This window comes from Xanthomonas sp. F10, assembly GCF_014206815.1.
Lineage (GTDB): Bacteria > Pseudomonadota > Gammaproteobacteria > Xanthomonadales > Xanthomonadaceae > Xanthomonas_A > Xanthomonas_A indica.
Genome location: NZ_JACHNP010000004.1, coordinates 50919 through 64580, shown reverse-complemented (window position 1 = coordinate 64580; position 13662 = coordinate 50919). Strand labels below are relative to the sequence as shown.

Genomic DNA, 13662 nt, shown 5'->3' with positions numbered 1-13662 from the left:
GTGGGAGGGAACGTGGCCCACGGCACGCAAGCGCTGTGTTGCGCGGTACATCCCCTGGACAATCGATGACGCGATCTGCGGCGCGGACCACCTGCGCGGCTCCCCAGCCGGGCAGGTGGCGGCGATGGCGAAGGAGGGAGGGGAAGCCTTCGCCATCGCCGCGCGTGGAACTCAGTTGGCGTAGTACAGCTGGTATTCCAGCGGGTGCGTGGCTGCGCGGAACTTGGTCACTTCCTGCATCTTCAGCGCGATGTAGCCGTCGATGAAGTCGTCGGTGAACACGCCGCCGGCCTTGAGGAACTCGCGGTCGGCATCCAGCGCTTCCAGCGCCTGGTCGAGGCTGGAGCACACCTGCGGGATCTGCTTCTCCTCTTCCGGCGGCAGGTCGTACAGATCCTTGTCGCTGGGCGCGCCCGGGTCGATCTGGTTCTTGATGCCGTCCAGGCCGGCCATCATCAGCGCGGCGAAGGTCAGGTAGCCGGACTGCAGCGGATCGGGGAAGCGGATCTCGATGCGGCGCGCCTTCGGATTGGACACCCACGGAATGCGGCACGAGGCCGAACGGTTGCGCGCCGAGTAGGCCAGCATCACCGGCGCCTCGAAGCCTGGCACCAGGCGCTTGTAGCTGTTGGTGCCGGAGTTGGTGAAGGCGTTGATCGCCTTGGCGTGCTTGAAGATGCCGCCGATGTACCACAGCGCCAGCTGCGACAGGCCGCCGTAGCCGTCGCCGGAGAACAGGTTGGTGCCGCCCTTGGCCAGCGACTGGTGCACGTGCATGCCCGAGCCGTTGTCGCCGACGATCGGCTTGGGCATGAAGGTTGCGGTCTTGCCGTTGCGGTAGGCGACGTTCTTGATGATGTACTTCATCATCATCAGCTCGTCGGCCTTCTTCACCAGCGAGTTGAACTTGGTGCCGATCTCGCACTGGCCGGCGGTGGCCACTTCGTGGTGGTGCACTTCGACTTCGATGCCGACCTGCTCCAGGGTCTTGCACATCTCGGCGCGCAGGTCCTGCAGCGAGTCGGTCGGCGGCACCGGGAAGTAGCCGCCCTTGACCGCCGGACGGTAGCCGCTGTTGCCGCCTTCGATCTTGCTGCCGCTGCTCCAGGCCGCTTCTTCCGAATCGATCTTGAAGAAGGTGTGGCCCATCTCGTTGCCGAAGCGCACGCCGTCGAAGATGAAGAATTCCGGCTCCGGGCCGAAGAACGCCTGATCGGCGATGCCGCTGGACTTGAGGTAGGCCTCGGCGCGCTTGGCCACCCCGCGCGGGTCGCGGCCGTAGCTCTGCATGGTGGCCGGGTCGAGGATGTCGCAGGTCAGCACCAGGGTCGGATCGGCCATGAACGGATCGACGAAGGCGGTGTCGGCGTCGGGCAGCAGGACCATGTCCGACTCGTTGATGCCCTTCCAGCCGGCGATCGAGCTGCCGTCGAACATCTTGCCTTCCTCGAACAGCGCCGGCTCGATGATGCTGACCGGGAAGGTGACGTGCTGCTGCACGCCGCGCATGTCGACGAAGCGCAGGTCGACGAACTCGATCTTGTTGTCCTTGACCAGCTTCTCAATAGTTTCCGCAGACATTCGATGCAACCTCGGGTTGTGAAGGGCGTGGGCGAGTATCAGCAATCGCCATGCCAAGCGTGTGGCACTCACAAGCCCTTGATTCTGCTGAAGCGTGCACGCGAACGATGCAAATGCACTGCACTTAAGTGGTGCATTTGCAGATGAACGCACCAAATTTGTGCGCAAGGCGGATGCTCTATCCTTGCCCAGCTTCCCCCTCCCCCAAAACGCGACCCTCTCCTCCATGAGCGATCTGTTGTCGGCCCTGCTGCTGGGCATCATCGAAGGCCTGACCGAATTCCTGCCCATCTCCAGCACCGGGCACCTGTTGATCGCCGAGCGCTGGCTCGGCCACCGTTCGGACTTCTTCAACATCGTGATCCAGGCCGGCGCGATCCTGGCCACCACCCTGGTGTTCCGGCAGCGCCTGTGGGACCTGGCCACCGGCCTGGGCGACCGCGCCAACCGCGACTATGCGTTCAAGCTGGGCGCCGCCTTCCTGGTGACCGCGGTGGTCGGCCTGGTGGTGCGCAAGGCCGGCTGGCAGTTGCCCGACAGCGTGCAGCCGGTGGCCTGGGCGCTGGTGATCGGCGGCGTGTGGATGCTGGTGGCCGAATACTTCGCCGCGCGCCTGCCCGAACGCGAGACGGTGACCTGGACGGTGGCCATCGCGGTCGGCCTGGCGCAGGTGGTGGCGGGCGTGTTCCCCGGCACCTCGCGGTCGGCGGCGACGATCTTCCTGGCGATGCTGCTGGGCCTGAGCAAGCGCTCGGCCGCGGCCGAGTTCGCCTTCCTGGTCGGCATCCCGACCATGTTCGCGGCCAGCGCCTACTCGTTCCTGGAGCTGTACAAGGACGGCGGCCTGGGCAGCGAGAACTGGGGCGACGTGGCGCTGGCCTTCGTCGCCTCGATGGTCACCGGCTTCGTGGTGGTGAAGTGGCTGCTGGGCTACATCAAGTCGCACCGCTTCACCGCCTTCGCGGTGTACCGCATCGTGCTGGGCGCGGCGCTGCTGCTGTGGCTGCCGGCGGCGTGAGGGGTCGAGTCCGCTAGGCGCTGCGCGCGCCGACCCTCACCCCAACCCCTCTCCCGGTGGGAGAGGGGCTTTATGGCTCACTTCGCCGCTGGATTGAGGCTGTAGGTGCCATGCAGGCTGGCTTCGGCCAGCACGTGGCCCTGCATTGCGCGCAGGGCGTCGGCGGCGGTGAAGCGTGCCGGGACGTCCAGCCGCGCCACGTCCAGGGCGAACAGGCGGAAGAAATAGCGGTGCACGCGCAGGTCGTTGGCCGGCGGATACGGGCCGTCGTAGCCGTGGTAGTCGCCGCCCATCGCCGCGTCGCCGGCAAACCAGTCGGTGTAGCTGTTCAACCCCTGCCGCGCGCCCGCCAGGCCGGGCGGTTGCCGCTTGCCCTTGGCCACCACACCGTCGCTGGCGCTGCCCTCGGCGATTTCGCGCAGGTCGGCCGGCAGGTCCACCGCCACCCAATGCACGAATTCGGTGCGCGGCTGCTCGACCGGGATCTGCACGTCGTCGCGGCCGACCATCTCGGCCACTGTCGGCACGTCCGGATCGACGCACAACAGCACGAAGGATTGAGTACCGGCCGGCACCGCGTCCCAGGCCAGGTGCGGGTTGCGGTTGCCGCCGAAGCCGTCGGCCTGGCCCATCGCGTAGGTCGCGGCGATGGGCTGACCCGGCTGGATGCTGTCACTGCGAAGACGCATGCATGAATCTCCTTGGGGGATCAGGTTTCAGGGTAGCCAAGGCGGACCGCCACCGGCGTCAGCAGCGCGAAGGCGGCGGACAGCGGGGCGGCGTAGGCGCGCCAGTGGCCGGCGGAAAGGCGCGGCGGGCCGACCGTGGCGATGGTCGGGAACGGCACGCCGAACGCCTGCTCCAGCGCCGCCGCCACGCCGGCCGGATCGTGCTCGGTCCCGTCCAGGCGAACCAGGTGGTGCGGATACAGGTCCTGCTCGTGCAGGTCGGCGACCTGCGCCAGTACCGCGGCCAGCCACTGCGCGCCGGTCTCCGGCGAGGCCAGGCCCAGCGGCGCCGGGGCGCCGTTGGCCAGCCAGTCCAGCAGCATGTCGCGCGGGTCGCGCAGCACCACCAGCAACCGGCCTTCCGGCAGGTGCGGGCGCAGCGCGCGCAGCAGCGCGTTGTCCCACCACAGCAGCCAGTCGACGATGTTGCCGTCGCCGACGCCGCGCGCCGGCAGTTGCGCACGCCACTCGGCGACCAGCGCCGCACCGTCCAGGGCGCCGCTGTCCAGTTCCTCGACGCTGCGGAAGCGCTGCAGGCCGTCGGTCGGCGGCTGCGGGCCGAAGCGGTCGCCGCGCAGCACCGGGCTGGCCGCGTCGATCACCGCAATCACCCGCTCCACGCCGCTGCCCGGGGGACCCCAGACGAACAGCGGGCGCGCCTGGTTCTGCGGGTCGACCGTGCCCAGCGGCGGCCACTGCGCCGGGGCCTGGCCCAGCGGCGGCAGCGGCAGGCGGTGCGGCAACTGTTCCTGCTGGAAGGCCACCCAGGTCGCCAACGCGTCTTCCGGGCGCCCGGCCGCATCCTGCACCGCCGCCAGCCACGGCCGCACCACGGTGCGGTCGTGTTCGGGCATGCGCTGCATCAGGCCGCGCACGTGGGCGATGGCAGCATCGTGCTCGCCGCGCTCCAGCAGCGCCTCGACCAAGCGTTCCTCGCCGCTGAGCCGGCCCGGTTCCAGCGCCACGATGCGCTGCGCCACGGCCTCGCCCTGGTCGCGCTCGCCGGCCATGTCGTGCACGCGCAGCTGCGCTTCCAGCGCCGGCACATGCGCCGGCATCGCCGCCTGCCAGCGCGCGATCAGCGCGCGCGCCTCGGGGCCGCCCACCGGCTCCAGCGCCAGCCGCGCCAGCCACAGGTCGTGGGCATCGGTGGTGGTGGCCAGCGCCGCTTCCAGGGTGGCGCGGGCATCGTCGAGGGTGCCCAATCGCTGCCAGGCGATCAGCGCGGCGTGCAGGGTGCGGCGGTCGGCCGGCGCCACCGCCAGGGTGCGGCGCAGATGCTCCAGCGCCTCGGCCGGGCGGTCGGCCTGCAAGGCGTATTCGCCGGCCAGCCGGCGCATGTTGGGGGTATCGCCGGCCGGAGCGGCCAGCACCGCTTCCAGCGCGGTGATGGCGTCGTCCAGGCGGCCCTGGCGGTAGGCCAGCTGCGCGACCAGCGCCATCATCGCCGCGCCGGTGCCCGGGGTGAGCGCGGCGACGCGGCGGAACGCGGTCTCGGCGAAGGCGAAGTGCTGCTTGTCCAGGTAGGCGAAACCCAGCGCGTAGAGCAGGCGCGGATCGTCCGGCAGGGCATTGCTGGCGCGCGCCAGCAATGCCAGCGCGCGGTCGGCGTCGCCGCGGCGCAGCGCCAGCATGCCGTCCACGCCGAGCAACTGCGGATGCTCCGGCTGCAGGCGCGCGGCGGTGCGACTCAGCCGCTCCACTTCGTCTAGGTCGCCGCGGCCCAGTGCCAGGTGCGCGCGCATCACGTAGGCGAGGAATTCGTTGGGATCCAGCGCCGCGGTCTGCGCCAGCGCGTCCTCGGCCTGGGCCAGGTCGTTGGCGCTGACCAGCATGCCGGCGTGCAGCAGGTGCAGGCTGGCGTCTTCCGGTGCCAGCGCGATCGCGCGGCCGATGCTGTCCAGGGCGGCGGCGGTGTCGCCGTGCTGCTGTTGCGCCAGCGCCAGCCAGCGGAAGGCCTGCGGGTCGTCGGCGGCCTCGGCGGCCCAGGTCTGGGCAAGACGCAGCGCGTCGGCGGTGTCCTGGCGGCGCAGGGCGTCGAGAATGGGCTGGTGCATGTGGGTCCGGCGTTGGGGCAAACCCGCATTGTAGCGGGAGCGTCGGCCCGCCCTGCGCGGGCGTCTGCGGCCACGCGGCGGGCGCGTCGGGCCTCGCTGGAAGCCGCCGTGTCGCCGCCCCTGCGCGGGGCGCAAGCGATGCGGTCGGCGAGGCGCGCCGCGCAGGCCCGGCTGCGCAGATGAGCCGGTGTGCCGAGGCGCGCGATGGGGTGGCGACGGTGATGCGGGAACGACGGAAGGCGCGTCGACAGGTGCCGCACCCGGGAATCGCGGGTGCGCCCACCCTGCTGACCACCTGCCGCACGCCGGCGTGGGCGAGATCGCCCGCCGGCCGGCGCGCCACCGCCGGCTAGGCTTCCACCAGCCCCTCGGTCAGCCGTTCGGCCACCCAGCGTTCGGCGAAGCCGTCGCCGCGCGCATTCTCGATGAAGCCGCAATGGCCGCCCCAGTGCGCGATCTCCAGCCGGGCCACCTCGGGCAGGCGCCAGTTGCGGAAGTCGTCCAGCGGGATCACCGGGTCGTCCTCGGCCATCAGGATGTCGGCCGGCACGCTCAGCCCGAGCAGGCGCTCGCCGGCGATGCAGTAGCTGTCGAAGTAGGCGTCCAGGCTGGCGAAGCCGGCATGGCGCTCGGCCAGCCAGGCCATCAGCCCGCGCATGTCCAGCGCCAGGGTGGCGTCGTCGTAGCCGTGGCGGTCGGGGAACAGTTCGCGCTTGCGCAACAGCGACTCGCGCCACTTGCGGCGGAAGTACCAGTCGTAGAACTGTGGGCCGTTCTCGATCCGCTGCATGGTGGTGGCCGGGTCCAGCAACGGGCACACCGCGGCGACGTGGCGCAGCGGCAGGCCCGCCGCCGGCGCGCGCAGGGCCAGGCGCAGGGCGAAGTTGCCGCCCAGCGAATAGCCGGCCGCCAGCAGGGTCGGCGCGGGGAAGCGCTGCCACAGGTCGCAGGCGGCGTTGACCACTTCGTCCAGGCGCTCGGAGTGGAACAGGTCCACGTTGAGGTGGTGGGTGCCGCCATGGTCGCGGAAGTTCAGCCGGAACACCTGGTAGCCCAGCGCCAGCATCTTCGCCGCGGTCAGGCGCATGTAGCTGGAGTCGGCGCTGCCTTCCCAGCCGTGCAGCAGCAGCACGGTGCCGCGCGGCGGGGCGCCGGCCGGCACGCTGAGCCAGCCCTGCAGGCGCACGCCGTCGCCGCCGTCGAGGATGTGCGAGGTGGTGGTGGCGCCGCTGGCGGCAAGCAATTGCTCGCCGCGGCGCAGCCGCAGCAGGCTGGAACCCAGTACCGATTGGACGTGCGGGTTGCGCAGCCAGCGTGGGGGGGAGTAATCGGTCGCGTTCATGGGCCGCCAGCTTGCACCCGCCGATTGGAGTAATCGGTCAAGCGCGTCAGGATCGGTGTCCCGGTGTTCAGGGTTGTGCCATCGCCGTGACGATGCGCGCGCGCGAGGTCTCGGCGATGCGCCGGCGCCCCTCCACGTCCTGCAGCCGGATCGGCTCCAGGAAATGCACCTCGGCCACCCGCCCCGGCTCGCCGAGCAAGCGCAGGAAGTTGGCGAAGAAACTCTCGTGCGGGCCGAACGCGACGATCTGCTGCGCCGAGCCGCCGGCGCCGTAGCGCAGGGCCACCGGCTGCACCGCCACCTCGGCCTCGACCGCGGCCTGGAAGATGCGCGCGTGGAACGGCCCCACGTCCTGGCCGCTGCGGGTGCGCCCTTCCGGGAACACGCCGACCGAGCACCCGGAGCGCAGCCGCTCCAGCATCGCCTGCAGCACCCCGCCCAGCGACTCGGTGCTGCCGCGCTGGTGGAAGATGGTCTGCCCGCGTGCGGCCAGCCAGCCGACCAGCGGCCAGCCGGCGATCTCGCGCTTGGCGACGAAGCCCATCATGCGCTGGCTGTGCAGCATCACGATGTCGATCCAGCTGACGTGGTTGGCGACGAACAGCACCGGGTTGGGCAGCGGCGCGCCGATGCGGCGCACGCGCAGGCCGAAGATGCGCAGCAACCAGGTCGACCACCAGCAGACCATGCGGTCGCCGAAGGACTCGGTGCCGGCGCGGCCGGGCGACAGCGCCATGCACACCAGCAGGAACGGCAGCGACAACAGCACATGCAACGCCAGCAGCGGCACGCGGTAGCCGTAACGAACCCAGCGCAGCGCCCCACCGTATTGGCGCATGGCGGGTGGGGAGAACTCGCTCATTCGGATAAGGGTACCGGAAGCGGGGGCCTAGCGGAGAATTGTGTCAGCCCGAAGACGCCGCCGCGGCAGCGCGCGCCACGGCAGGGTTCAGCCATGGACCGGGCTCAGCCGCGGTCGACCACCGCCAGGGTCAACCGCGACACGCACACCGGCTTGCCTGCCGCGTCCTCGATGTGGATTTCCCACACCTGGGTGCTGCGGCCCACGTGCAGCGGCCGTGCGGTGCCGGTGACCACGCCGTCGCGCGCGCTGCGCAGATGGTTGGCGTTGATCTCCAGGCCCACGCAGATGCGCCCCGGCTCCACGCACAGGTTGCCGGCGGTGCTGCCCAGGCTTTCGGCCAGCACCACCGACGCACCCCCGTGCAGCAGCCCGTACGGCTGCCGCGTGCGCGCGTCCACCGGCATCGTCGCCCGCAGCCAGTCCGGCCCGGCCTCGGTGAAGACGATGCCCAGGTGCGCGATCAGGGTGTCGCGGCAATCGGCGTTGAGGGCGGCGAGATCGGCAGGTGCGCGAAAGGACATTGGGAGGCCGGGATTGGGGATTGGGGATGAGCAGCCATTCGGCTGCTGAAAAACCAGGAGCCGCAAGAGCGCATCCCAGGCACGGACATTATCGCGCCTGCACTGGGCATCCGGTCGCAGGGACTTGCTTTTACGAATCCCCAATCCCGAATCCCCACTCCCGGCCACTCAAAGAATCGGCACCAGCCCCGAGCCGAACGCGGTCAACATGCGCACCAGCAGCCACTTGGGGCCGACGTTGACCTCGGGGAAATCGCCGACCGCCTTGTAGCAGCGGTGGAAGCCGGGATCGCGCCGGGTCAGCGGCGCCGGGCAGTCGGGGCCGGGCTGGAAATCGTAGTCGGTGGCGTAGCGCCAGGGCCAGAAGTCAAGCACCGGCAGCGCCTCGGAGACCTTGCCCATGCTGTAGTTCAGGCCCGACAGCACCGGCGGCTTGACCCGCGGTGCCACCACCCAGGAATTCTCCGGCTCGATGTCGCGGCCGATGCTGGCCGCTAGTGCCTGCGCGAACGCCGGATCGTCGACGATCACCGCGCCTTCGGTGTTGTAGGTCTCGCTGCGCGGGTCGAAGTTGTGGGTGCCGATCACGCCGACACGGCGGTCCACCACCAGCGACTTGGCGTGCAGGCCCATGCGCGCGCCCTCGCGGGTCACCGGCAACGGCCGGTTGGCGATGCGCCGGCTCAGGTAGGACGGGCGGGTCTCGGTGCGCAGCACGCGACGCTCGACCTGGCTGCCGTCGCCGCGGCCGCCGGATGGCCCGCCACTGCCGCTGCCGAGCAGCGAACTGCGCCCGGCGGCGCTGCCGCCCAGCAGCGTGTTGCGCCCGCTGCCGGCATCGCCGCGGTTCTCGCCGCTGGCCGGCGTGGACGGCAGCTCGCCCTGCAACGGCGCCGGCAGCAGGTTCGTGTAGTCCACCGGCGCGTCCAGCGGGAACGGCTTGTACTCGTAGATGTCGAAGCCGAGCTCGCGCAGGTTGCGGCGCTTGTACTTGTAGGACAGCGCGTACACCACCGGGTTGTCGGTGGCCGCCAGGCTGTTGGTGGCCACCACCACGCGCGGCGGCGGGGTGCGTTTGCGCAGGTCGCGGAAGATCTCCTGCGCCGGGTCCGACAGCACCAGGTACGGCGTCTGCAGGATGATCTCCTCGCGCGCCTCGGCGATCAGCCGGTCGAGCTTGGGCGCGGTGGAAATGGCCTTGGGGCCGTGCTCGCGGCGGTGCTTCTGCGGCAGGTCGGCGACGTAGTCCACGTGCTTGACCGGCAAGGCCGGCAGCACGAAGGCGTTCTCCACGAAGGCCGGATCGGCCGCCTCCTCGCTGACCCGCTGCACCCGCTCCGGGCGCAGGAACTGCGCCGGCGGCATCGCCGGCACGCCCTCGCGCAGCAGCAGCTTGCCGACGTCGTTGAGCCGTGCCACCGGCACGCTACGCCGCGCCGCCCAGTACGCATCGAAGTTGGCGGCCATCGACCGCGCCACGGGACCGGCGACCAGCACGTCGCGGTCGCGGAAGTTGTACTCGGCGTCCCAGTCGTAGTAATCGTCCTGGTAGTTGCGCCCGCCGACCACGCCGATCGCATCGTCGATCACCAGCAGCTTGTTGTGCATGCGCTGGTTGAAGCGGCGAAAGCAGCACAGCACGCTGGCCGCGTAGTGGAAGTAGTTGGGTTTGGCCAGGCCGAAGGTGGGGTTGTAGATGCGCAGCGAGAAGTTCTCGTGCGCGCCGGCCAACGCGCCGAGGATCTGCAGGTCGGAGATCGCCGAGAGCTGGTCGATCAGCACCCGCACCTTGACCCCGCGCCGCGCCGCGGCCAGCAACTCGTCCATCACCAGCCGTGCGCTGTCGTCCTTGTCGAAGATGTAGGTCTGCAGGTCGATGCTGCGGCTGGCGCTGCGGATCAGGTTGACCCGCGCCACCAGCGCCTCTTCGCCATGGTCGAGGATGGTGGCGTAATGCCGCGGCGCGCCGTCGCCGGACTGGGCGAAGGCCTTGCCGGCCAGCCCGCGCAGCGGCGAGGCCAGCGCGCAGTGGTCCCCGCGCGTGCAGTCGACCTGGCGGTCGCGCGCGGCCTCGGCGATCGCCACGGCACGGCCGTGCTGCGCCTGCGACAGGCTCGCGCAGCCGCTGCCGAGCAGCAGCGCCACCACCACCAGCACCCGCATCAGCCGCGATGTCACCGAGGAGCCGCCTCGGTCAGGCGTGCGCGCAGCACGAACGTGACCCGGTCGCTCAAGGCCAGATCCCACTTGTCCATTCCGTAACGTCCACGCAATACCGTACCGCGGCTGATGACATCGCAATCATAGCCTGGGCGGGTGCATGCGGCCGGCATGACGGTCAGCGTCTCGGCGTGGCTGATCCCGCGGATGCTCAGCGTGCCGGGCACCGGCCCGCCCTTGCCCAGCACCTGCGGCGAGAACGGCTGCGAGTCGAAGGACACGGTGGGGTAGCGTGGCGCGTCGAAGAAATCCTCGCCGCGCATCCAGCCGGTGTAGCGTGGCTTGCCGGGAATCTCCACGTAGGCGGTGAACAGGCGCAGCTGCACCTGGTGGCGACCGTCGGGCAGCACATGCACGGTGCCCTCGTAGCGCGGGAAGAAGCCTTCGATGCGTTGGCCGAAACGGGTACGGATCTCGAACCCGAAGCGCGACTGCGCGGGGTCCAGCCCGTACTCGCCGGGCGCCAGCGGCGCAGGCGTCACCTGCGCGTGGCCGATGGCGCACCACAGACACAACGGCAGCAGCGCGGCGCACAGCGCCGGCCGCAGGAACCTGCGCAGCGCGCTCAGGGCCACCAGAACGCGGTCAACCGCGCCACGCCCGGCTCGATCGCCGCGTCGTGCGGCACCCCGAGCACGGCGACGCTGGCGGTGGGCATGCCGCGGTAGTCGCCGGACTGGCCGCTGTGCATCAGCGCCGCCAGCCGCTCCAGGCCCGGGTTGTGGCCGACCAGCAGCAGCCGCTCGACGTCGCGGTGGCCATCCAGCAGATCGGCCAGGGTGCCCGAGGTGGCCTCGTAGATGCGCGGCTCCAGGCGCTGCTCGACGTAGCCGGTCAGGCCCAGCACCGCCTCCAGGGTCTCGCGCGCGCGCCGCGCCGGCGAACACAGCACCCGGTCCGGCACCAACCGCTGCTCCAGCAGCCAGCGCCCGGCCGCTTCGGCCTCGGCCAGGCCGTGCGGCGACAGCGGCCGGTCGAAATCGGCCTGGCCGGTGTCGGCCGGCTCGGCGTGGGCATGGCGCAGCAGGATCACTTCTCGCAAAACGATGGTCATCGGTCAGGCCTTCTTGAGCCACTTGAGCAACGGTTCCCAGTCCTGCTGATGGTCGCGGACCTGGACGGAGTGGTAATCGAACAGGCTGCGGCCCAGCCCCACCAGCACCACGTAGGCCTGGCTGTCGCGCAGTTGCGCCACCACCGGGTAGGGCCAGTCGGCGAGCATCTGCAGCGCCTGCTGGGTGGCATTGGTCCAGGGCTTGCTGCGGTTGAGCACCAGCCCGACCGGCAGCTTGCGCTGATGCACCCGCGGCACCTTGGCCAGGGTGTTGAGGAAGCCGACGGTGGCGTCGATGTCCAGCGCCGACGGCATCACCGGCACCACCACCGCGTCGGCCTCCTCGAGGAAGTGGCCCAGATCCTCGGCCATGGCGCCGGCGGCGGCGTCGACGATCACCCGCTGCGCATCGTCGGGCAGGGCCGCGCGCCAGCTGCGCTTGCGGCTGGCGTCGATCGGCAGCACCGCGCTGTCCAGCCCGGCGCGGCGTTCGGCCCAGCGGGTCGAGGAGCCCTGCGGATCGGCATCGGCCAGCACCGTGCGCTTGCCGGCCAGCGCGTAGGACGCCGCCAGGTGCGTGGCGACCGTGGTCTTGCCCACGCCGCCCTTGGAGCCGGCCACCAGGATCGTCTTCATGCACGCCTCGCTTCCGGGGGAAGAAGCCGGAGCGTACACCGGCCCTACGTCAGCCGGTAGTCAACGCGCAGCACGCCGCCCGCCGCCGGGCTTGCTATCGTGGCGGCCCCCTTCGGCTTCCAATGCCATGAGCGAACTGCAGGACCTGGTCGCGCTGATCCGCGCCAACACGCCCCTGATCGTGATCGAGACGCAGGAGGAGGCGCGCATCGTCGATCTGTTCCGGCAGGCCTTGATGCAGGTCTGGCGCGCCCTGCACCGCTGGTCGATCACCGAGGGCCTGCGCCGCATCGACCTGGACCGCGAGGATCCGCCGAGCGGGCCGCCGGACGCCAGCGCGGTGCTGCAGGCGATCAAGCAGGCCGATCAACGCGGCATCTACCTGTTGCTCGACGTCACCCCGTACCTGGGCTATGCCAGCCACCAGCGCCTGCTGCGCGACATCGTCGAGCGCCGCCATTGCCAGCCGCACGTGCTGGTGCTGATCGGCACGCGGATCGAACTGCCGCCCGAACTCGAGGCGCTGGCCACCCGCTTCAATCCACGCCTGCCCGATGCCAACGCGCTGCTGAAGATGGTGCAGGAGGAAGCGCAGGGCTACGCACGCGAATTCGGCGGACGCCGGGTCGAGGTCGACGGGGAGGCGGTCAAGCAGATCCTGCGCAACCTGCGCGGGCTCAGCCTGATCGACGCGCGGCGCATCGCCCGCCAGCTGATCTACGCCGACGGCGCGCTCACCGCATCCGACCTGCCGCAACTGGCCAAGCTCAAGTTCGAACTGCTCAACCGCAGCGGCCATCTGCAGTACGACAACGATGCCACGCGCTTCGAGGACGTGGCCGGCGCGCGCCGGCTCAAGCAGTGGATCGCGCAGCGCCGCGCGGTGTTCGCCGGCACCGCCCCGCCGGGGCTGGACCCGCCCAAGGGCGTGCTGCTGCTCGGCGTGCAGGGCTGCGGCAAGTCGATGCTGGCCAAGGCCACCGCGGCCGGGTTCGGCGTGCCGCTGCTGCGCCTGGACATGGGCGCGCTGTACGCCAAGTACCACGGTGAGACCGAGAAGAACCTGCGCGACGCGCTGGCCGCGGTCGAGCAGCTGGCGCCGTGCGTGCTGTGGATGGACGAAATCGAGAAGGGGCTAGCCAGCGGCGGCGAGGACGGCGGCGTGTCGCGGCGCGTGCTCGGCACACTGCTGACCTGGATGTCCGAACGCGGCAACGCCGACGGCAGCGCCGGGGTGTTCATCGTCGCCACCGCCAACCAGGTGCACGAGCTGCCGGCGGAACTGCTGCGCAAGGGCCGCTTCGACGAGATCTTCTTCGTCGACCTGCCCGATCCGCAGGCCCGAGTGGAGCTGTTGCGCCTGCACCTGACCCGGCGGCAACTGCACGCGGACGCGTTCGCGCTGTCGGCGCTGGCCGCCGCGGCGGACGGGTTTTCCGGTGCGGAGATCGAACAGGCGATCGTCTCCGGGCTGTACGCCGCGCACGCCGAACAGCGGCCGCTGGACACCGAACTGCTGATGCAGGAGATCCGCGGCACGCGGCCGCTGTCGGTGCTGATGGCCGAACAGGTGCAGGCGCTGCGCAGCTGGGCCAGCGGACGGACAGTGCCGGCGGATTAGCGGCGGGCGGTGGGCGAGA

General features: G+C 70.7%; 12 protein-coding genes. 2 read left to right on the top strand and 10 right to left on the bottom strand.

Translation table 11 applies throughout. The features are described 5' to 3' along the window. Positions 1-171: 171 nt before the first annotated feature. Positions 172-1581, bottom strand: coding sequence for a type I glutamate--ammonia ligase (gene glnA / locus FHR56_RS19160; protein ID WP_160947912.1), 1410 nt, complete (start codon positions 1579-1581; stop codon positions 172-174). Between the two features lie 226 nt (positions 1582-1807). On the opposite strand from glnA, the gene FHR56_RS19155 reads away from it, so the two are divergent. Beyond that, complete coding sequence (locus tag FHR56_RS19155; protein ID WP_010341074.1) at positions 1808-2599, top strand: undecaprenyl-diphosphate phosphatase; 792 nt, start codon at positions 1808-1810, stop codon at positions 2597-2599. Between the two features lie 77 nt (positions 2600-2676). Here FHR56_RS19155 and FHR56_RS19150 read toward each other — a convergent pair whose 3' ends face one another. The 9 genes from FHR56_RS19150 to FHR56_RS19110 form a co-directional block, all read right to left on the bottom strand. Then, positions 2677-3288 (bottom strand): YbhB/YbcL family Raf kinase inhibitor-like protein, encoded by a 612-nt coding sequence (locus FHR56_RS19150; protein WP_019798258.1) that lies wholly within the window; start codon positions 3286-3288, stop codon positions 2677-2679. 20 nt (positions 3289-3308) lie between these two features. Beyond that, entirely contained in the window at positions 3309-5384 is a 2076-nt protein-coding gene (locus FHR56_RS19145) for a tetratricopeptide repeat protein (protein WP_160947913.1), read from the bottom strand. Positions 5385-5733: 349 nt separating this feature from the next. After that, a complete protein-coding gene (locus FHR56_RS19140; protein WP_160947914.1) occupies positions 5734-6726 on the bottom strand; it encodes an alpha/beta fold hydrolase in 993 nt (330 codons plus the stop codon). 67 nt (positions 6727-6793) lie between these two features. Beyond that, positions 6794-7588 carry a lysophospholipid acyltransferase family protein gene (locus tag FHR56_RS19135; protein ID WP_160947915.1) on the bottom strand — a complete coding sequence of 265 codons (795 nt, stop codon included), beginning with the start codon at positions 7586-7588 and terminating at the stop codon, positions 6794-6796. A 104-nt stretch (positions 7589-7692) separates the two neighbouring features. Continuing rightward, positions 7693-8112, bottom strand: coding sequence for a hotdog fold thioesterase (locus FHR56_RS19130; RefSeq protein WP_160947916.1), 420 nt, complete (start codon positions 8110-8112; stop codon positions 7693-7695). A gap of 168 nt (positions 8113-8280) precedes the next feature. Continuing rightward, positions 8281-10275 (bottom strand): phospholipase D family protein, encoded by a 1995-nt coding sequence (locus FHR56_RS19125; protein ID WP_160947951.1) that lies wholly within the window; start codon positions 10273-10275, stop codon positions 8281-8283. A gap of 11 nt (positions 10276-10286) precedes the next feature. After that, positions 10287-10829 carry a YceI family protein gene (locus FHR56_RS19120; RefSeq protein ID WP_242081631.1) on the bottom strand — a complete coding sequence of 181 codons (543 nt, stop codon included), beginning with the start codon at positions 10827-10829 and terminating at the stop codon, positions 10287-10289. Positions 10830-10897: 68 nt separating this feature from the next. Further along, on the bottom strand, positions 10898-11374 hold the full coding sequence (locus FHR56_RS19115) for a histidine phosphatase family protein (RefSeq protein WP_160947952.1): 477 nt from the start codon (positions 11372-11374) through the stop codon (positions 10898-10900). Positions 11375-11389: 15 nt separating this feature from the next. Then, on the bottom strand, positions 11390-12022 hold the full coding sequence (locus FHR56_RS19110; protein ID WP_160947918.1) for a ParA family protein: 633 nt from the start codon (positions 12020-12022) through the stop codon (positions 11390-11392). 127 nt (positions 12023-12149) lie between these two features. On the opposite strand from FHR56_RS19110, the gene FHR56_RS19105 reads away from it, so the two are divergent. After that, positions 12150-13643: an AAA family ATPase gene (locus tag FHR56_RS19105; RefSeq protein ID WP_160947919.1), complete on the top strand. Its 1494-nt coding sequence runs from the start codon at positions 12150-12152 to the stop codon at positions 13641-13643. Positions 13644-13662: the final 19 nt, after the last annotated feature.

Coding starts and splice junctions, on each gene's coding strand:
- FHR56_RS19155 (WP_010341074.1), top strand. CDS start 1,808: ATGAGCGATCTGTTGTCGGCCCTGCTGCTGGGCATCATCGAAGGCCTG.
- FHR56_RS19130 (WP_160947916.1), bottom strand. CDS start 8,112: ATGTCCTTTCGCGCACCTGCCGATCTCGCCGCCCTCAACGCCGATTGC.
- FHR56_RS19145 (WP_160947913.1), bottom strand. CDS start 5,384: ATGCACCAGCCCATTCTCGACGCCCTGCGCCGCCAGGACACCGCCGAC.
- FHR56_RS19150 (WP_019798258.1), bottom strand. CDS start 3,288: ATGCGTCTTCGCAGTGACAGCATCCAGCCGGGTCAGCCCATCGCCGCG.
- glnA (WP_160947912.1), bottom strand. CDS start 1,581: ATGTCTGCGGAAACTATTGAGAAGCTGGTCAAGGACAACAAGATCGAG.
- FHR56_RS19125 (WP_160947951.1), bottom strand. CDS start 10,275: ATGCGGGTGCTGGTGGTGGTGGCGCTGCTGCTCGGCAGCGGCTGCGCG.
- FHR56_RS19105 (WP_160947919.1), top strand. CDS start 12,150: ATGAGCGAACTGCAGGACCTGGTCGCGCTGATCCGCGCCAACACGCCC.
- FHR56_RS19135 (WP_160947915.1), bottom strand. CDS start 7,588: ATGAGCGAGTTCTCCCCACCCGCCATGCGCCAATACGGTGGGGCGCTG.
- FHR56_RS19110 (WP_160947918.1), bottom strand. CDS start 12,022: ATGAAGACGATCCTGGTGGCCGGCTCCAAGGGCGGCGTGGGCAAGACC.
- FHR56_RS19140 (WP_160947914.1), bottom strand. CDS start 6,726: ATGAACGCGACCGATTACTCCCCCCCACGCTGGCTGCGCAACCCGCAC.